Below are 18,318 nucleotides of genomic sequence, written 5' to 3' on the forward strand. Positions count from 1 at the left end.
GGTCACCTTACGTCCGCGGAGCGGCCGCAAGGTGACCTTTCGGTACAGCGTGTCTCAGGCGTTTTCGCGTTGGAACGTCCGCGAGCCCCACCAGATGGCCAGAACGGCCATGACCAGCACCACGACGCTCCCGGTGAACAGCGCGTCCATCGAGAAGTCGCCGCGGAAACTGTTCCGCTCGACATCCACCACGTGCCGGAACGGATTGATGCGGGAAATCGTGTACAGCCAATCCGGCGCCGAGCCCGCGGTGATCGGGATCAGGATTCCGGAAAGCAGCAGCAGCGGCATGAGAACCGCGTTGAGCAAAGCCGGGAAGGCGTCTTCGCTCTTGAGGGTCAGCGCCAACGCGTACGAGCACGACGCCAACGTGACCGACAGAAGGAAGACGATCACCAGGCTGAGCACCACACCGCTGAACGGAGCGTTCAGGTCGAAGACCAGATACGCCAGCGCGATGATGATCAAGGCCTGGACGATGGTCTGCAACGCGTTGGCGAGCACCTTGCCCAGCAACAAGGCCACCCGGCTCACCGGGGTGACCCGCAGGCGTTCGACCACGCCCGACCGGTATTCCGCGAGGAGCCCGAACCCGACGAACGAACTGCCGAACAACGCGAGCTGCGCGATGATCGCCGGGGTGAAGATCATCCATCCGTCCACATCGGACAGGCCCTGCGCGTTGAGCGCCTTCACCAGAAGCGGCCCGAAGAAGAACAGATAGAGGAGCGGCTGCATGATGCCGATGGCGAGCCACGTCGGGTTGCGCAACGCCGCGAGCATGTCACGGCGGAAGATCAACCAGGTGTCATGCAACATGCGTGGTCTCCTTCTCCTCGGCGGAGTCGGTCGGCGCGCCCTCTTCGGCGTCGCGCAGGCTCCGGCCCGTCAGGGTCAGGAACACGTCGTCGAGCGTCGGCCGGTGCACCTGCATGGACGTCATCGCGATGCCACGTGCGTCGAGCGCTCGCAGCAGTTCGGGCATCGCGGTGTCCCCGCGCGGCACCCGGAAACGCACGGTGCCGTCGGTGACCGTCATTTCGTGAGCCCCTTCGAGGCGGCCCGCGACCTCCGCGGTCTCCTCCGCCGACTCCGGTGAGACGCCGATGACGACGCTGTCGCCGGAAACCCTCGCCTTCAAGGAGTCCGGCGTGCCTTCGGCGACGATCTTCCCGTCGTCGATGACGATCAGCCGGTCCGAGAGTGCGTCGGCCTCGTCGAGGTAGTGCGTGGTCAGGAAGACCGTGACTCCCTGCTCGTCGCGCAGCCTGCGGATGTGGTCCCACAGGTTCGCCCGGCTCTGCGGGTCGAGTCCCGTCGACGGTTCGTCGAGGAAGACGAGACCGGGCGAGTGGATCAGCCCGAGCGCGATGTCGAGCCGGCGGCGCTGTCCACCCGACAGCGTCGCGGTCGTCCGCTGGTCGAGCCCGGCCAGGTCCAGCTGCTCGGCGAGAACGGCCCCACGAGCGAGCGCGTCCTCCTTGCTCATCCGGTACAGCCTGCCCTGGAACTCGATCTCCTCGACGACCTTGCTCGCCGGCGCGGTGCCGCCGCCCTGTGCGACGTAGCCGATTCGCCGGCGCACCCCCAGTGGGTCGGCGAGCAGGTCGCAGCCGCCGACCGTCGCCTCACCGGCGGTCGGTTTGAGCAGTGTCGTCAGCATGCGCAGGGTCGTGGTCTTCCCCGCACCGTTCGGTCCGAGGAAGCCGACCAGTTCCCCGGCCGACACGTCGAGATCGACGCCCTTGACGGCGTGGACCTCGCCCCCATTGCGGCCTTTCCGGCGGAACCGCCGCTCAAGGCCGCGTGCCTTGATCATGTCTACTCCTTTCGGTGCTCAGCTAGTCAAGTTTGACTAGTGGCTGGACGCACTGTGCCCTAGGAGTCGTTCCGTAGTCAAATTTGATTACTTGGGTGGTGTGCCGAACACGGCTTCGTCGTCCGCGCCTTCGCCCGCCATCACGTACTCGCCGGCTTCCAGGCGGCCGATCAGATCCCTCATCCAGCTCACGTTCGCTTCCGCGTGCACGCTCCACAGGCGGTACAGCTCGCTCACGTGGGGAGGTTTCCCCAGATCGACGGCGTGTTCGCGGGCGTAATGGGTCGATTGGGCGTGCGCTTCCATGTTCGCCAACTGCTGTTTCAGCAAGGCCAGCACCTGCGCGCGGGGCAGCGTCGGCATGAACGTGACGGCCGCGGACAGGGAGTACCCCGTGGCGTCGTCGCTCGACAGCGCCCTGCCGAGTTGCACGAGGAACTCGGTCTCCCCGTCTTCGGTCAGCCTGTACGCGATCCTGTCGGGCCCGCCGCCCGCTTCGACATCCTCGACCTGTTCCAGAAGGCCTTCGGTGGTCATCTTCTTCAGCGCGTGATAGATCGAACCCGGCTGGACGTTGCCCCACTTGTCGGCCGCCCACGAGAGAAGCTCGCGCCGGACCTGGTAGCCGTGCGCCTTGCCGTACATGCGCACGACACCCAGCACCAGCAGACGCGTGGCGGACACCGAGGCCTCCGATCCTCTCCCGGACAACAATGCCTTAGACGACGTCCGTAGGCTAAACAAGCATGAGCACCCCAGTGTTGACTGCGGTGGCCTGGCCCTACGCCAACGGCCCCCGCCACATCGGCCACGTGTCCGGATTCGGCGTCCCGTCCGACGTCTTCTCCCGCTACCAGCGAATGGCCGGCAACCGGGTGCTCATGGTGTCCGGTACCGACGAACACGGCACCCCGATCACCGTCCAGGCCGACAAAGAAGGCATGACCTCCCAACAGACGGCCGACAAGTACACCCGCCAGATCGGCCAGGACCTGCAAGGGCTCGGCCTCACCTACGACCTGTTCACTCGCACCACCACGGGTAACCACGCCGAGGTCACGCAGCAGATCTTCCTCGCGCTGCACCGCAACGGTTACGTCGTCCCCAAGACGACCCGGGGCGCGATCAGTCCCTCGACCGGCCGTACCCTGCCCGACCGCTACATCGAGGGCACCTGCCCGATCTGCGGCTACGACGGCGCGCGCGGTGACCAATGCGACAACTGCGGCAACCAGCTCGACGCGGCCGAGCTGATCAACCCGAAGTCCCGGATCAACGGTGAAACGCCGAAGTTCGTCGAGACCGAGCACTATTTCCTCGACCTCTCCGCGTTCGTCGAGACCCTGGGCAAATGGCTGTCCAGCAAGACCGACTGGCGTCCGAACGTCCTCAACTTCACCAAGAACCTGATCGACGACATGCGTCCGCGGCCGATCACCCGTGATCTCGACTGGGGCGTGAAGATCCCACTGGACGGTTGGCGCGACCAGCCGATGAAGCGCTTCTACGTCTGGTTCGACGCGGTCATCGGCTACTTCTCGGCGAGCGTGGAGTGGGCGCGCCGGACCGGCAACCCGGACGCCTGGCAGGAGTGGTGGAGCAACCCGGAGGCCCGCTCCTACTACTTCATGGGCAAGGACAACATCACCTTCCATGCTCAGATCTGGCCCGCCCTGCTCTTCGGCCACAACGGCGAGGGCGACCGAGGCGGCGTGCCTGGCAAGTACGGCAAGCTGCACCTGCCCGACGAGATCGTTTCCAGCGAGTTCCTCACGATGAGCGGCTCGAAGTTCTCGACCTCGCGCGGCACGGTCATCTACGTGCACGACTTCCTGCGCGACTTCGGCCCGGACACGCTGCGGTACTTCATCTCCGTCGCGGGCCCCGAGACCCAGGACACCGACTTCACCTGGGACGAATTCGTCCGCCGGACCAACTTCGAGCTGGCCAACGAGTGGGGCAACCTCGTCAACAGGTCCATCTCGATGGCGCACAAGAACGTCGGAGCCATCCCTCGTCCCGACGCCCCCACAGCCGCCGACGAGGAGCTCAAGGAGCTCTCTCGCAAGGCGTTCGACACCGCCGGCGCCCACCTGCAGCGGTCCCGGTTCAAGGCGGCAGCGAGCGAGGCCATGCGCGTCGTCACCGCGGCCAACCGGTACCTCTCGGACCAGGAGCCGTGGAAGCTCAAGGACGACCCCGCGCGGCGCGACAGTGTTCTGCACACCGCCCTGCAGGTCGTCTCCGACGCCAACACGCTGCTGACCCCCTTCCTGCCCCACTCGGCGCAGAAGGTGCACGAGGCACTCGGCGGCACCGGTGTCTGGGCGGCCCAGCCCGAGCTTCAGGAAGTCGAGGACCTCGACATCCCCGGCCGGATCAACCCCATCATCACCGGGGACTACAAGGCCGAGCAGGCGCGCTGGAAGTCCGTGCCCATCGAGGTGGGCAAGCCTCTGGAGAAGCCGACCCCGCTGTTCGCCAAGCTGGACCCGGAGCTCGGCGAGACCGGTCCCGAATGGGCGCCGATCTCGAAATGAGCAACTGATGGGTGCGGAGAAGAAGGAACCGCCGCCGATCCCGGACAGGTTGCCGGTTTCGGTGGTGGACGCGCACACCCACCTCGACGCGTGCGGCGCGGTCACCGCGGCTGATGTGACAGCCATGGTCGACCGCGCCGAGCGCGCCGGCGTGTCGCGGGTGATCACCGTCGCGGACGATCTCTCGGCCGCTCGGTGGGCCGCGCAAGCGTCCACTTGGGACCCGCGGGTTTGGGCCGCCGTCGCGATCCATCCCACGCGCACCAAGGAATTCTCCGAAGCCGAGAAATCCGAAGTGGAGAGTCTCGCGAAAGAGTCCAGAGTGGTCGCGGTCGGCGAGACCGGCCTCGACTACTACTGGGACTATTCGCCTCACGACGCACAGCAGGACGCTTTCCGGTGGCACATCGATCTCGCCAAGCGCATCGGCAAGCCGCTGATGATCCATGATCGAGACGCCCACGACGACGTTCTCCGGATCCTCGAGGAAGAGGGAGCGCCCGAGCAGGTCGTCTTCCACTGTTTCTCGGGGGACGAGCACATCGCTCGCCGGTGTGTCGACGCGGGATACGTGCTGTCCTTCGCCGGGACGGTCAGCTTCCGCAACGCCCGGGGTCTCCACGAGGCGGCGCGGATCGTTCCGGCGGACCAGTACCTCGTCGAAACGGACGCTCCCTTCCTGACCCCGCATCCATTCCGCGGGCGGCCGAACGAGCCCTACTGCGCCGCCTACACGGTTCGGCACCTCGCCACCCTCAGGGGCGAGGCGGTGCACGAGGTGGCCGAATCGGTGCGAAAGACCGCTGAGCGGGTCTTCCGTTTGCCGACAGTCACCGCCGGTTGAACGGATTGCGACATTAGTGATCAGCAATGGTCCACTCTGATGAGTGACCAACGTCACGACACTCCGGGCGGTGTTTGCGCAACCCGGCGAGGTTCGTTACTGTCCCGTGATCGTGCCGGTCGGTACCCGCTCATGCGGTTTCCGGCTGTTACGCCCACAGTCACGTCAGTGCACGTCGGGGAAGCGGAACCAGGAGCGGTACGGCCTGGAACCGTGACGATGGCGCTGGCTGCGGGTGTCGGACTTCTAGAGGTGTGCCGAAGAGCGCATCGAGACGAAGGACGTAGTGGAGCGGTTGTCGAGCTCCTCGACGTCTTGGGAAAGGGAACGACCCAGTGACTGGTAGCAGTAGGCAGGATGGCTCGCGCCTCGGCGCAGAGACGAACACCTTCGCTTCCGCCGGCTCGGTCGCCGTGCTCGACCGCGACACCCACTACGGCGAGCTCGACTACTCCGACGATCCGCGCATCACGCACCAGGACGTCCTGGCAGCGCTCGGCCCTGACGCCGACGCCCTGATGGCCGAGATCGACGTCGACGTCGACGAGCTGATCCGCCTGATCAGCGCCGAGACCACGATGCTTCCGCCGATCGTCATTCCGGACGAGATGGCCGAGGACCGCACCGCGGGCGCGCCGATGAAGGTCGCGACCAAGGACGAGGTCATCGCGAACTCGACCCGCGTCTGGAAGAAGCGGTTCCTCAAGGGGACCGTCATGGCGGTGCTGCTCACCCTCGGTGGTGGCGGCGCGGCCGCGATGGCGATGAACAAGAGTGTCACGCTCGACGTCGACGGCAAGCAGCAGACCGTCCACAGCTTCGGCGACACCGTCGGCGAGGTCCTCGAAGACGCCGGTCTTTCGGTCGGCGCGCACGACTCGCTCTCGCCCTCGCCTCAGGCCGAGGTGGGCGATGGCGGCGTCATCAAGCTTGAGCGCGGCCGCAAGCTGAACCTGATCGTCGACGGCGCGCCGCAGCAGGAGTCCTGGGTCCGCGCGACCAACCTCGGCGAAGCGTTGAACCAGCTCGGTCGCGCCGACCTCGCCAAGGCCGGCACTTGGACTTCGCTCCCGCAGAACGGTGAGCTGCCGCTCGAGGGCGCCACCGTCGAGGTCAAGACCCTCAAGAACGTCACGGTCTACGACGGCGCGAACGAACCGCGCAAGGTTCAGACCAACTCGGTGACCACCCAGGAATTCCTCGGTGAGCTCCGGATGACCCTCGGCCCGGACGACGAGGCCGTCGGCGGTCTCGACGTCAAGCTGGTCGACGGTGCCGAGGTCCACATCAGCCGGACCGGCGTCACCATGGTCAAGCAGAACGAGGAAATTGCTCCGCCCGAGCAGAAGGTCGACGACCCGGAGCTCGAAAAGGGCAAGACCAAGGTCGAGGACCCGGGCACCCCGGGCCAGAAGACCGTGACCTACAAGGTCACCAAGCGCAACGGCAAAGAGGTCGGCCGCGAGAAGGTCTCGGAAGAGGTCATCACCGAGGCCAAGCCCAAGATCGTCAAGGTCGGAACCAAGAAGCCCGCCGATCCGGTCATCGGAGACGCCGGAGCCTGGGACCGCATCGCGCAGTGCGAGTCGACCGGCAACTGGGCCGCCAACACCGGCAACGGCTACTACGGTGGCCTGCAGTTCAACAAGAGCACCTGGGACGCCTACGGTGGCGAGCAGTACGCCGCGTACCCGCACCAGGCCAGCAAGGCCCAGCAGATCGCTGTCGCCGAGAAGGTCCGCGACGCGCGTGGTGGCTACGGCGCTTGGCCGCACTGCGGCAAGAAGGCCTGACGCCAGATCATCCTCCTTTCCTGAAGGTCACCATGTGGGTTCGCCCGCAAGGTGGCCTTCAGGCCGTTAAAGGCTTCTGAGGCTGTGTCGCGTTCCCGGATCTAGGTCTCGACAGTCGTGCCCACCACCGAGGGGGACGTAGGTGGGCGACATTCCGGGATCGTTCAGCCGCGGCGGACTCTTGAACGCCCTCGCCGCTGCCGCGGTAGGGGCTCTGGCGGCCCTGTGGCGGCATCTGGGCGGGCTTAGGGCGGCTCGCGGGTTCCTCGCTGGGCTGTGCGGACTGAGGCTCCTCAGTGGCCCGCTCCGCGGTCTGCCGGGGCGCGGGGATGTCCGGGCCGGCCTCCGCGAGATCGACGATCTCCGTGAACGCGTCGCCGCGTCTCTCCGCCGGCGCACGGTCGTCGGCTACGTCGCCGGGAGCCGGATACGCACGCGGCACCAGGAGCGCGTTCAGGCGGGCGCCCGTCTCGGGGTCGAGGTTCCCGCGCATGTCCCAGCGGCCGGTCCGTTTCTGGCGCAACCAGAATTCGCTTCGCTGACGTTTCGGCTCGGGATCGTCTTTGGGCTTCCCATCCGGATCATGTCGCGCGAGCAGGTCGGTGCCCGCCATCGTGACGTCGCGCGGTCTTGCGACGCCCGCGAGTTCGACCAGGCCCTTTTCGGCCTCAAGCCGCTCGTCCGCGTCGAGGTGGTCCGGCAGCCTCTTCATGACGGTGACGATCCGGTCGATACCGGCCTCGGCCAACGCGCCGGTGCTGGCCGATTCACCGGTCAACGTCGCGACGGGGTCGATCGTCGTGCCGTCGCGCGCCCGTCTTGAATTGAGCGCGAGCGCTCTGCCGGTCACTCTCTGAGCCTCTGCTCGAGGCACTCGAGCCACATGCTCGTAGAAGGCGGCGATCGAGTTGTATCCGTAGAGGTCTCGGACCCCACGTGACTCGATCTCGGCCAGGATCTGGCCGACTTCGGCGAACAGACGTCGCCCTTCGCGTAGCCGTGTCTGCAACTCGTCGAGGAGCAGTTCGGCGTCACCTTCCGGCAGGTTGAGCGGGAAGGCCTTGGGATTGTTTTTGCTGGTCATCCCTCGATTGTCGAGGCAGATTCGAACGAATGCACGGTATCGATCGGGTGGATGATCATTACGCTCCGCCTGCGCTGACCTGCGCCGATCACACGGGAGTGGGATACGTGTCGGTTCGAAAACGCCATACGGATGGTGGCGGCGGGATCACGGCTCCGCGCTCAACCGGTCCCACTCCTCGCGGAGCACCCCATAGACGACGGCGTCATGCACGCCTCCGGCCCAGCGTCGCGCGCGCCGGAACCGGCCTTCCTCCACGAATCCCAGCCGCTGCCCGACGGCGATCATTCCTGGGTTCCCCGAGAATGTGGCGAAGTCCAGGCGGAGCGTGTCGGTGCGAGCGAACAAATAGGTCGTCCACAGGCGCAAGGCCTCGGTGCCGTACCCGCCGCCCCAGTACCGCTCGTCGTAGATCGCCAACCCCATCCGCCGCCAGTCGGTCTGCCTGCTTTCCCAGTACCAGCTGACCCTGCCGATCAACCTGCCGTCCTTCAGATCGCATACGGCGAGGCTGGTGCGAGGATCGACGGGCTCGGTCTTGGGCGTGGTGAGTTCGCGTGCCGTCGAGTCGGCCGCCGCCGCGGTCGGGGTGCCGAAATAGGGCCCGTTCGTTTCGTGCCAAGGCCGCGTGGGATCGAGTAGGTCGCGAAGCGGTCGGAGGTCGCTCGGCCTCCAGTCGCGCAGCCGGACTTTCTCGCCTTCGAGTACGACGTCGTCCACCGGCCAATCGTGGCCCACCGGGGCTGGTTACGATCGTCGGGTGACTGAACTGCTCGGTCCTGCGGAGATCAGGGCGCTGGCGGCCGAGCTGGACGTACGGCCGACCAAGAAGCTCGGCCAGAACTTCGTGCACGATCCCAATACGGTGCGACGCATCGTCGACCTCTCGGGGGTCGGCGAAGGCGACGTCGTGCTGGAGGTCGGGCCGGGCCTCGGCTCGTTGACCCTCGGACTGCTCGCAACCGGCGCCGAGGTCGTCGCGGTCGAAATCGACCCCGTGCTGGCTGGGCGTTTGCCGGATACCGCGGCCGAACGGGGCGGGGCCGAACGGGGCGGGGCCGAACGACTGACGGTCGTCGGCGCGGACGCGTTGCGGATCACGTCCGACGACCTGCCCGCGCGTCCGACGGCCCTCGTCGCGAACCTGCCGTACAACGTCGCGGTTCCGGTCGTGCTTCACCTGCTTGCCGAACTGCCGTCGCTGACCAGCGGTCTCGTGATGGTCCAGACCGAGGTCGCTGACCGGATGGCGGCCGGCCCGGGGAGCCGGACTTATGGCGTCCCCAGCGTCAAGCTCGCTTGGTACGGAAAGGCGCGCAAGATCGCCGCGGTGCCTCGCGCGGTGTTCTGGCCCGTTCCGAACGTGGACTCCGCGCTGGTCGCTTTCGAACGGGGCGAGGTGGTGTCGTCCGTGGACCGGGAGCGATTGTTCGCGGTGGTCGACGCCGCCTTCTCCCAGCGGCGGAAGACTTTGCGTGCCGCGTTGGCGTCATGGGCCGGTTCCGCCGAACGCGCGGGGGAGCTGCTCGAGAAGGCGGGAATCGACCCCAAGACCCGCGGTGAACAGCTGGATGTCCACCAGTTCGCGCGGATCGCCGCGGCCGCCGGTTGATCGCCTGCCTCGGATGTGACCGGCACCGCGTGAACGTCAGCCGCGTCAGGTCGGCACGTGCGTAAGCCTTCTCGATCTGTATGAGCGGCGTTGTCTTAGCAGGTAGCGCGCCTGGCGCAAGTCGAAGACGCCTGACTGTGTTCCATTATCTGGACGGCCGATCCTGTATGATGGACGCGACCAGACGTGTGATCTGCGCCTACGTGCTTGCTTTCATCCAGTGGGATCGGTTTTACTCAGTGAGCCATCCCGAGCGACTGAGAGACCTGGCTCGCCGAAGTCGCAGCAACCACCCTCCACAGGGCAGGTGCTACAGCCAGGACCGATGGAGGCTGTGCCTAATGAACAGGGTCACCCACCCGCTCCTGCTGACCAGGCGACGTGTCGTCGATGAAGGTCGCCGCACGGTAAGTGCGTGTCGACGCTCCACCGTTACTGCCTGAGTCTTTCTCCCTTACCTCTGAAAACCGTCCGTTTCCGGACGGTCACTCGGTGACGGTCGGCGCGCTCGAAAGAAGCAGCGCCCCATTCGCATGGAGCCTCTCGTGATCACTGTCGAAAACCTGTCCAAATCCTTTCCCCTCAACGGAAATCCCGTCGTCGCGCTGCGTGACGTGAGCGTGGACATCCAAGCGGGCTCGCTGTTCGGAGTCGTCGGCCCAGCCGGCTCCGGCAAGTCGACCCTCGCTCGGTGCATCGGTCTTCAGGAGCGTCCCGACCGCGGCGTCGTCCGCCTCGACGGCCTCAATACCGGGACCCTCGACGGACGCCGTCTGCGCGAGATCCGGCGGCAGGTGGGCGTCGTGAGCACCAAACCGGAATTGCTCGCCGAGCGCACCATCGCCGGCAACATCGCTTCGCCGCTCGAACAGCTCGGTCTCGACGGGCCGCAGCGGCGCAACCGGGTCGGTAACCTGCTCGACCTGGTCGGGCTCACCCCCCGGGCGGGGCAGCGGCCGGGCGACCTGTCCGAAGGGCAACTGCGCCGAGTGGCCATCGCCAAGGCGCTGGCCGCCGGGCCGTCCGTGCTCCTGGCCGACGACCCGACCGCCGGCGTGCAGGCCGAGGAGTCCGGCGCGGTCCTCACCGTGCTCGACCGGGCCCGTGCCGAGCTCGGAGTCACCGTGCTGCTCACCACTCCCGACGCCGGCGTGGTTCGCCGTGTCTGCGACGACGTCGCGGTTCTGGAAGCCGGGGCGATCATCGAACGCGGGACCGTGCTCGACCTGGTCTCCGACCCGAACAGCCGTACCGCGCAGGCGCTGCTTCCCGCGATCGAGACCGGGCGTGCGCAGGCCTCGAAGTACGACCGCGCGGTGGACGTCGTGCTGGTCGGCTTCGCCTCGGTCGGTGCGTTGCTCCCGGAGGCCGCCGGTCGCTTCGACGTCGAACTCGCCACCATCGGCGGCGGCCTGACCCGGATCGGCGACACGCCGGTGGGCCGGTTCCGTCTCGGTGTCCGCGGTGAGCGTGCGGACGCCGCGCTTGCCTGGATCGCCGAACGCGGCGGCCACGTGACCCACCCGGTCCGCGGACCGCAGGGTGTCGCTGCCTGATTCCTCCACGAACGGGCCGCCCAGGACGAAATCCGTCCGGGGCGGCCCGTTCGTGTCCGACTCGTCCTGTTCTCTTTTCTCCTGGTGACAGCGCAAGTGGAACGGCCACGTAGGCTTGACGGGTGCTCGCCGTCGTACCGCCCCCAGTAACCGTCAGGGTTCCCGCCAAGGTCAACCTGCACCTGTCGGTCGGTGACGTACGCCCGGACGGTTACCACGAGCTGGTGACCGTGTTCCAGGCGCTTTCCTTGACCGACGAGGTGACCGTCGCGGTCACCGAGGATCCCGGTGTCGAGGTCTACGGTGAAGGCGAAGGCACCGTACCGACAGGGGCCAACAATCTCGCTTGGAAGGCGGCGCAGGCGCTGGCGGCACACGTCGGCAAGGCGGACGGCGAGTCCAAGGTCAGGGTCGTGCTGCGCAAAGGCATCCCGGTGGCGGGCGGGATGGCCGGTGGCAGCGCCGACGCGGCCGCGACCCTGGTGGGGCTCGCGTCGCTTTGGAAGCTCGACATCTCCCGAGACGAACTGGCGGGTATCGCCGCGAAGCTCGGCAGTGATGTCCCGTTCGCGCTCTATGGCGGGACCGCGTTGGGCACCGGCCGAGGTGAGCAGCTGGTGCCGGTCTTGTCGCGGCATACCTTCCATTGGGTCCTGGCCTTCGACCAGCGTGGTCTTTCGACGCCGAGGGTGTTCGGCGAGCTGGACAAGTTGCGTGAAGAGGGCAGCCCGCCGCGGATCGGTTCGCACACTCCGGTGGTCGAGGCGCTGGCGTCCGGTGACCCGCGGCAGCTGGCGCTGCTTCTGGGTAATGACCTTCAGGCGGCCGCCGTCTCGTTGCGGCCGGGGCTGCGTCGTACCTTGCGGGCGGGGGTCAACGCGGGCGCGCTCGCCGGCACCGTCTCCGGCTCCGGACCGACCTGTGCCTTTCTGTGCGCGGATGCCCAGTCGGCCGTCGAGGTCGCCGCGGAGCTGTCCGGCGCGGGTGTCTGCCGCACGGTACGCGTCGCGCACGGGCCGGTGCCCGGAGCGCGGCTGGTCGGCGGCGACGACGCGCCGCGGCCGTCACCGCCGCGGGTGCACGCGTGAGGGTGTCCGAAATGGACATCGACTAATTCGTTGTGGTGCAAGCTTTTCGGAAAGGATCGGCTGAGGCATGGCCAACTTGGTCAACCTGGAGTCGGTGAGCAAGTCCTTCGGGGTGCGCCCGCTGCTCGACGGTGTTTCGCTCGGTGTGGCGGAGGGGCAGCGTATCGGTGTCGTCGGTCTCAACGGGGGCGGGAAGACGACGCTGCTGGAGGTTCTCGCGGGGATCAGCGAGCCGGATACAGGACGGGTCAGTCAGGTCCGTGGCTTGCGGATGGCCGTGGTCACCCAGCGGACCGAGCTGCCCGCCGGCAGCACTGTCGGCGATGTCGTGCTGGAACGCTACGGCGCGGAGCACGAGTGGGCCGCTGACGCGCGTGTCCGGTCCATTATGGACGGTCTGGGGATCACCGCTCTAGGCGTCGAGAAGGAAACCGCGAACCTGTCCGGTGGCGAACGCCGCCGGGTGGCGCTGGCGGCCGCTCTCACCGGCGAACTGGACCTCGTGGTCCTCGACGAGCCGACCAACCACCTGGACGTCGAAGGCGTGCGCTGGCTCGCGGATCATCTGCTGAACCGCAAGATCGCGGTCGTGGTCGTCACGCACGATCGGTGGTTCCTCGACACGGTCGCGAGCCTGACCTGGGAGGTCACCAACGGCCGCGTCGAGCAGTACGAAGGCGGGTATGCGGACTGGATCTTCGCGCGGGCCGAACGGGCGAGGCTGGCGGCGACCGCCGAGGAGAAGCGGCAGAACCTGGCGCGTAAAGAGCTCGCGTGGCTGCGTCGCGGCCCTCAGGCCAGGACCTCGAAGCCGCGTTACCGCGTAGAGGCGGCTGAGGCGCTGATCTCCGATGTGCCGGAGCCGCGTGATTCGGTCGAGTTGCAGGCGTTCGCGCGTCGGCGGCTGGGCAAGACCGTGCTGGAGATCGAGGAAGCCACGTTGACCGTCGGCGACCGCACCCTGCTCGATCACGTCACCTGGCGGATCGGCCCCGGCGATCGGGTCGGTCTGGTCGGCGTCAACGGGTCGGGCAAGACGACGCTCCTCAAGCTGCTCGGCGGCGACAAGGAGCCCGAGACGGGGCGACGCATCCAGGGCAAGACAGTCAGCCTCGCCCACCTGCGGCAGGAGCTCGACGACCTGCCGGGTGATCTGCGCGTGCTGCAGGCGATCGAAGAGGTGTCCGGCCGGGTCGTGTTCGGCAAGCAGGAGCTCACCGCTTCGCAGCTCGCCGAAAAGCTGGGGTTCCCCGCGGCGAGGCAGTGGACGCCGGTCGAAGACCTTTCCGGTGGCGAACGGCGCCGCCTGCAGCTGTGCCGGCTTCTGATGGCCGAGCCCAACGTGTTGTTGCTCGACGAGCCGACGAACGATCTCGACATCGACACCTTGCAGCAGCTCGAGGACCTGCTGGATTCCTGGCCGGGCAGCCTCGTCGTCGTCTCGCACGACCGGTACCTGGTGGAACGCGTCTGCGACACGATCGTGGCCCTGTTCGGGGACGGGCAGGTGACCCACTTGCCGGGCGGGATCGAGGAGTACCTGGACCGGCGCGCCAAGAGCCTCGAAAAGGCGGGCAGTGACCGGAAGGCGGGCAACGCTCAGGCCTCCGCGCCCAAGAAGAGCGCCGCGGAGCAGCGTGCGGCGCAGAAGGAGCTGTCCCGTCTCGAACGCAAGCTCGACCAGCTGCACGCGAAGGAAGAGAAGCTGCATGCGGCGCTGCTCGCCGCGGCGACCGATCCTACGAAGCTCATCGAGCTGAACACCGAACTGAAGGCTGTCGAAACGGAGAAAGAGGAGGTCGAAGCTCAGTGGCTTGAGACCTCCGAAGCGATCGAATGAGTTCACACGACGGCGCGCGGGTCTTCCAGCGCGGACAGTAGTGTGACGCGCATGAGTCGGTTCGTGGACACGCTCGTCGCCACCGCGGCGGGGCGAGGTCAGCAGCGGGGAATGGTCACCGGGGAGCCCAAGGAGCCGGTTCGGCGGACCTGGGCCGAGATTCACGAGCAGGCCAAGCGGGTCGCCGGGGGTCTGGTGGCGGCCGGGCTGGAGCCCGGTAAAGCGGTCGCGGTCCTGGCGGCGGCGCCGTCGCTGATCGCGCCGACGGTTCAGGCGGTTTGGCTCGCCGGAGGCAGCGTGACGATGCTGCACCAGCCGACGCAGCGCACCGACCTCGCGGAATGGGCCGAGGACACCGTTCGTGTGCTGCGGATGATCGGTTCCGGCCTGGTTCTGCTCGGCGAGCCGTTCGACCAGCTGGCGCCGGTGCTCACCGAGCACGGCATCGCCTTCCAGGTCATCACCGAGCTGCTCGAAGCGGAACCGTTGGCGGAGCCCGTGCCGACGGCCGAATCGGATACGGCGCTCCTGCAGCTGACCAGCGGGTCGACGGCCGACCCGAAGGCCGTTCAGATCACCTACGGAAACCTGTATTCGAACGTCAAGGCGATGGTCGATCGGGCCGAGTTCGATTTCGACGTCGACGTGATGGTCTCGTGGCTGCCCACCTTCCACGACATGGGGATGGTCGGCTTCCTGACGGTCCCGATGACGTTCGGTGTCGAGCTCGTCAAGATCACGCCGCTCGAGTTCCTGTCGGGACCGTTGATCTGGCCGCGGCTGATCAGCAAGTACAACGGCACGACCACGGCCGCGCCGAACTTCGCGTACGCGATCGTGGGCAGGCGGATGGCCCGCGTCGAGGATGACAACGAGTACGACCTCTCGAAGCTTCGGATCGCGTTGAACGGCGCCGAGCCGATCGACGAAACGGCCGTGCAGACGTTCGTCGATGCCGGGGCGCGCTTCAAAATGCCCGCCGAATGCGTCTTCCCGGCGTACGGCATGGCCGAGGCGACTCTCGCGGTTTCGTTCGCGCCGTTGTTCACCGGCTTGACGCTGGACGTCGTCGAAGCCGACGCGCTCGAGACGGACAACCGCGCGGTGCCGGTCCCCGAGAGCGACTCGCGCCGCGGGACCGACGAGGTCCGGTCCTTCGCCGTGCTCGGGCCGCCGCTCGACGGGCTCGAGGCCGAGATCGTCGACGACAAGGGAACCGTGCTCGGGGAACGCGAGGTCGGGGAGATCCGACTGCGCGGCGAAGCCGTGACGCCGGGGTACCTGACCATGGAAGGTCCGCTCGCGACGCAGGACGAGGACGGCTGGCTGCTCACCGGCGACCTCGGTTACCTGGTCGACGGCATGATCGTGATCTGCGGCCGTCGCAAGGACGTCATCATCATGGGCGGCCGGAACCTGTATCCGACCGACATCGAACGGGCGGCGACCTCGGTCGAAGGGGTGCGCGCGGGGAACGCCGTGGCCGTGCGGCTCGACGCCGGCAGCCGACGTGAACGGTTCGCGGTCGTCGTCGAATCGAAACTCGCCGGGGACCCGGAGACGGAGAAGGCGCTGGCGAAGGAGGTCGCGGCCAAGGTGCGCGGCGCCGTCGACATGCGGCCCTTCGCCGTTGTGGTGCTCCCTGCGGGGAGCTTGCCGAAGACGCCTTCGGGCAAGGTGAAGCGGGCCGCGACCGCCGTCCAGTTCGCGGACAAGATCGCCAAGAACGCGGCGACCAGCTGAAACGAAAGGGCCGGGTCCGCGGGTATCGCGGCCCGGCCCTTTCGCGGCACCTCCCGTTGGTCAGCGGCGTCGCCACAGTGGCTTGCGGTTATGGGTGTGTTCCAGGGCAGGTACTATGTAGTAGCCGGAGGACTGGGACAACCCGGCCAGCGTCCCCTCGACGTCTCGCAGGAACGCGTCGACGGCTGCCGGGTCGTAGCCTCGTTTCGAGAGTGGCGCTTTGGCGAACGCCACGTTGTGGACGTCCGAAACCGACAGGTCGTCGTCGCCGTCGAGAGTCGCCGCTACCCGTTCGAGGAAGGCGTCGACCGCGGGTTCGTGGTAGCCACGCGCACCGATCGGCGCCCTGTCGAACTGCCGGGTCCTGGCCTCGAACGCGGTGACGGGCACTAGCGCTCCCGGAGGGTCTCGATGGGACCGCGGTCCGGGACGGCGCGTTCGGCGGTGGCTTCGTCCTCTTCGCGGGCGCCGGGCACGTGGAGTGCGTGCTGGCCGGTGCGGTGGGCGAGTTGTCCCTCGACCTTGTCGAGGAAATCGTCGACTTCGCGTTCGTCGTAGCCGCGCTTCCCGATCAACGGACGCGAGAACATGACGTGGTGGACCTCGGCGGCCGTCAGGTCGTCCCGGTCCGAGATCGTGTCGGCGATCCGTTCCAGGAACGCGTCGACCTCGTGTTTGGCGTATCCGCGCCGCCCGATCGGGGCGTTGGGGAAAGTGGCGCCGGTGATGTCTTCGGCCGTAAACGACATGAAACTCTCTCCGGTTTCGGTGGGGAATGCGATCTCCGCATTCCGTCCTAACGGGTTTGAGAGTTCCCCGGAAGAGTCCGCCCTATTCCACGACTCGATCAGGGGCGTGGTGAAACGCCTTCGAGTGACGAGCTGTAACGCACCGCCATGTGAGCGGATTCACCCAGCGTGGAAGGTGTTCTGGGCCGCCGCGAGACCAGCGCTGATAAGCGCTTCAACGGCGTCGGCGCAACGATCGATCTCGAAAGCGAGCTCTTTGCGTTCGACCGTCGAGAAGTCTTTCAGCACGAAATCGGCCGGATCCTGCCGCCCCGGAGGCCTGCCGACGCCGAAACGGACACGGTAGTAATCCTTCGTGCCCAGGGACTTGGTGATCGAGCGGAGACCGTTGTGGCCGTTGTCGCCGCCGCCCAGCTTCATCTTGAGCGCGCCGAAGTCGACGTCCAGCTCGTCGTGGACGACCACGACACCGGCCGGGGGGATCTTGTAGAAACGGGCCGCGCCCACGACCGGGCCGCCCGAGAGGTTCATGTACGAACGCGGCTTGGCCAGAACCACTCGCTGGCCGGCCAGCCTGCCTTCGAGGATTTCGGCGCCGCTTTTGTGCGCTTTGAACTTGCCGCCGACGCGGCCGGCAAGTTCGTCGAGCACCATGAAGCCGACGTTGTGCCTGTTGCCCGCGTATTGGGGGCCGGGATTGCCGAGGCCGGCGAGCAGGATCTGCTCGCCGGCCCCGGGAAGTACTGCTTCGGTCACACCGGTGACTTTATTCGGCGTCCTCAGCGGGGGTCTCCGCAGCCTCGGCCTCTTCGCCCTCGAGCGCGGACTCGGACGGCGCCTCGTTCACGGCGACGACCAGGGCGTCGGGGTCGGTGACCAGCGAGGCGCCCTTTGGCAGGATGACGTCCGATGCGTTGATCTGGGTACCCGCGACGACGCCCTCGACCGAGACCTCGACCTGCTCGGGGATGTGCAGCGCCTCGACCTCGATCTGGATGGCGTCGAGGTCGGTGGTGACCAGGGTGCCCGGGCCGGGGGTGCCGGTGACGACGACGGGGATGTCGACGGTGACCTTCTCGCCGCGGATGACGACCAGCAGGTCGACGTGCTCGATGTAGTTCTTCAGCGGGTGGACGACGATGGTCTTCGTCAGCGCCAGTTCGCTCTTGCCCTCGAGCTCGAGGGTGATGACGGCGTTGCTGCCGTTCTCACGCACGACGCGGGCGAACTCAAGGGCGGGAAGGGCGTAGTGGCGCGGCTCCGAGCCGTGCCCGTACAGCACCGCGGGGATCTTGCCGGCGCGACGCGTGCGACGCGCGGCACCCTTGCCGAATTCGGTGCGGGGCTCGACGGACAGGGTTACCTCGGACACGGTGTAGCACTCCTTCAATTCACCAACATGTTCAGCGAAAGCATGCTGAGGTGGGGATGGTTCGGGCGGTTCCGGTGTTCGGCGGCGAATTCCACAGGCGTGCTCGACCGCGTGTGGCCACTCAAGCCGCCGCGTCGATCACGTCGGGCACCAGGTGCTCACGGAACCCGCCTCGCCGAGACCGGGAAAGTGTAGACCAAGCGGTCGTGCCGGGGTCCCGCCGGGTGGCTCGTTCAGGTGACAAGTCGGTGACAGCTGCTTCGGGAACCCGCGGATGC

At 67.2% G+C, this 18,318-nt stretch carries 17 protein-coding genes and 1 riboswitch; of the genes, 8 read left to right on the forward strand and 9 right to left on the reverse strand.

Going from position 1 to position 18,318, the window contains the following annotated elements; translation table 11 throughout:
- Positions 1-54: 54 nt before the first annotated feature.
- The 3 genes from ACSMFO_RS09865 to ACSMFO_RS09875 form a co-directional block, all read right to left on the reverse strand.
- Positions 55-819, reverse strand: a complete 765-nt coding sequence (locus tag ACSMFO_RS09865) for an ABC transporter permease (protein ID WP_360081973.1) — start codon at positions 817-819, stop codon at positions 55-57.
- Positions 809-1,819 carry an ATP-binding cassette domain-containing protein gene (locus ACSMFO_RS09870; RefSeq protein ID WP_436458161.1) on the reverse strand — a complete coding sequence of 337 codons (1,011 nt, stop codon included), beginning with the start codon at positions 1,817-1,819 and terminating at the stop codon, positions 809-811. Before ACSMFO_RS09870 ends, ACSMFO_RS09865 begins: the two co-directional genes overlap by 11 nt.
- Before the next feature lie 87 nt (positions 1,820-1,906).
- A complete protein-coding gene (locus tag ACSMFO_RS09875) occupies positions 1,907-2,503 on the reverse strand; it encodes a PadR family transcriptional regulator (RefSeq protein WP_436458163.1) in 597 nt (198 codons plus the stop codon).
- 62 nt (positions 2,504-2,565) lie between these two features.
- Between ACSMFO_RS09875 and metG the strand changes: the two genes are divergently transcribed.
- The 3 genes from metG (at position 2,566) to ACSMFO_RS09890 (ending at position 6,996) form a co-directional block, all read left to right on the forward strand.
- Entirely contained in the window at positions 2,566-4,359 is a 1,794-nt protein-coding gene (gene metG, locus ACSMFO_RS09880; RefSeq protein ID WP_081975867.1) for a methionine--tRNA ligase, read from the forward strand.
- A 7-nt stretch (positions 4,360-4,366) separates the two neighbouring features.
- The gene (locus ACSMFO_RS09885; RefSeq protein ID WP_436458165.1) at positions 4,367-5,203 is read left to right on the forward strand and encodes a TatD family hydrolase; all 837 of its coding nucleotides are present in this window, start codon (positions 4,367-4,369) and stop codon (positions 5,201-5,203) included.
- Positions 5,204-5,616: 413 nt separating this feature from the next.
- Positions 5,617-6,996 carry a resuscitation-promoting factor gene (locus ACSMFO_RS09890; RefSeq protein WP_038508216.1) on the forward strand — a complete coding sequence of 460 codons (1,380 nt, stop codon included), beginning with the start codon at positions 5,617-5,619 and terminating at the stop codon, positions 6,994-6,996.
- A 58-nt stretch (positions 6,997-7,054) separates the two neighbouring features.
- Here the strand turns inward: ACSMFO_RS09890 and ACSMFO_RS09895 are convergent, their stop codons facing one another.
- Both ACSMFO_RS09895 and ACSMFO_RS09900 read right to left on the reverse strand, forming a co-directional pair.
- The gene (locus ACSMFO_RS09895) at positions 7,055-8,080 is read right to left on the reverse strand and encodes a DUF222 domain-containing protein (RefSeq protein ID WP_436458167.1); all 1,026 of its coding nucleotides are present in this window, start codon (positions 8,078-8,080) and stop codon (positions 7,055-7,057) included.
- A gap of 147 nt (positions 8,081-8,227) precedes the next feature.
- Positions 8,228-8,800, reverse strand: a complete 573-nt coding sequence (locus ACSMFO_RS09900) for a GNAT family N-acetyltransferase (RefSeq protein ID WP_436458169.1) — start codon at positions 8,798-8,800, stop codon at positions 8,228-8,230.
- A 40-nt stretch (positions 8,801-8,840) separates the two neighbouring features.
- Between ACSMFO_RS09900 and rsmA the strand changes: the two genes are divergently transcribed.
- The 5 genes from rsmA to ACSMFO_RS09925 all read left to right on the forward strand — a co-directional run bounded on the left by rsmA (position 8,841) and on the right by ACSMFO_RS09925 (position 15,919).
- Positions 8,841-9,692 (forward strand): 16S rRNA (adenine(1518)-N(6)/adenine(1519)-N(6))-dimethyltransferase RsmA, encoded by an 852-nt coding sequence (gene rsmA, locus ACSMFO_RS09905; protein WP_436458171.1) that lies wholly within the window; start codon positions 8,841-8,843, stop codon positions 9,690-9,692.
- A gap of 241 nt (positions 9,693-9,933) precedes the next feature.
- A riboswitch (SAM riboswitch) is annotated at positions 9,934-10,024 on the forward strand.
- A gap of 213 nt (positions 10,025-10,237) precedes the next feature.
- The gene (locus ACSMFO_RS09910) at positions 10,238-11,248 is read left to right on the forward strand and encodes a methionine ABC transporter ATP-binding protein (protein ID WP_038522356.1); all 1,011 of its coding nucleotides are present in this window, start codon (positions 10,238-10,240) and stop codon (positions 11,246-11,248) included.
- A gap of 122 nt (positions 11,249-11,370) precedes the next feature.
- Entirely contained in the window at positions 11,371-12,336 is a 966-nt protein-coding gene (locus ACSMFO_RS09915; protein ID WP_436458173.1) for a 4-(cytidine 5'-diphospho)-2-C-methyl-D-erythritol kinase, read from the forward strand.
- A 67-nt stretch (positions 12,337-12,403) separates the two neighbouring features.
- Positions 12,404-14,176, forward strand: a complete 1,773-nt coding sequence (locus tag ACSMFO_RS09920; protein WP_436458174.1) for an ATP-binding cassette domain-containing protein — start codon at positions 12,404-12,406, stop codon at positions 14,174-14,176.
- A 51-nt stretch (positions 14,177-14,227) separates the two neighbouring features.
- A complete protein-coding gene (locus ACSMFO_RS09925; protein WP_436458176.1) occupies positions 14,228-15,919 on the forward strand; it encodes a fatty acyl-AMP ligase in 1,692 nt (563 codons plus the stop codon).
- A gap of 60 nt (positions 15,920-15,979) precedes the next feature.
- On the opposite strand, the gene ACSMFO_RS09930 is transcribed toward ACSMFO_RS09925, so the two are convergent.
- The 4 genes from ACSMFO_RS09930 to ACSMFO_RS09945 all read right to left on the reverse strand — a co-directional run bounded on the left by ACSMFO_RS09930 (position 15,980) and on the right by ACSMFO_RS09945 (position 18,040).
- Entirely contained in the window at positions 15,980-16,309 is a 330-nt protein-coding gene (locus ACSMFO_RS09930; RefSeq protein ID WP_436458178.1) for a DivIVA domain-containing protein, read from the reverse strand.
- Entirely contained in the window at positions 16,309-16,668 is a 360-nt protein-coding gene (locus ACSMFO_RS09935; protein ID WP_038508228.1) for a DivIVA domain-containing protein, read from the reverse strand. The genes ACSMFO_RS09930 and ACSMFO_RS09935 overlap by 1 nt, the downstream gene beginning before the upstream one ends.
- A gap of 159 nt (positions 16,669-16,827) precedes the next feature.
- Positions 16,828-17,424: an aminoacyl-tRNA hydrolase gene (gene pth / locus ACSMFO_RS09940; RefSeq protein WP_436458180.1), complete on the reverse strand. Its 597-nt coding sequence runs from the start codon at positions 17,422-17,424 to the stop codon at positions 16,828-16,830.
- 10 nt (positions 17,425-17,434) lie between these two features.
- Entirely contained in the window at positions 17,435-18,040 is a 606-nt protein-coding gene (locus ACSMFO_RS09945; RefSeq protein ID WP_436458182.1) for a 50S ribosomal protein L25/general stress protein Ctc, read from the reverse strand.
- Positions 18,041-18,318 lie beyond the last annotated feature (278 nt).

The organism is Amycolatopsis sp. w19 (assembly GCF_051373225.1).
In the GTDB taxonomy this organism is placed as follows: Bacteria; Actinomycetota; Actinomycetes; order Mycobacteriales; family Pseudonocardiaceae; genus Amycolatopsis; species Amycolatopsis japonica.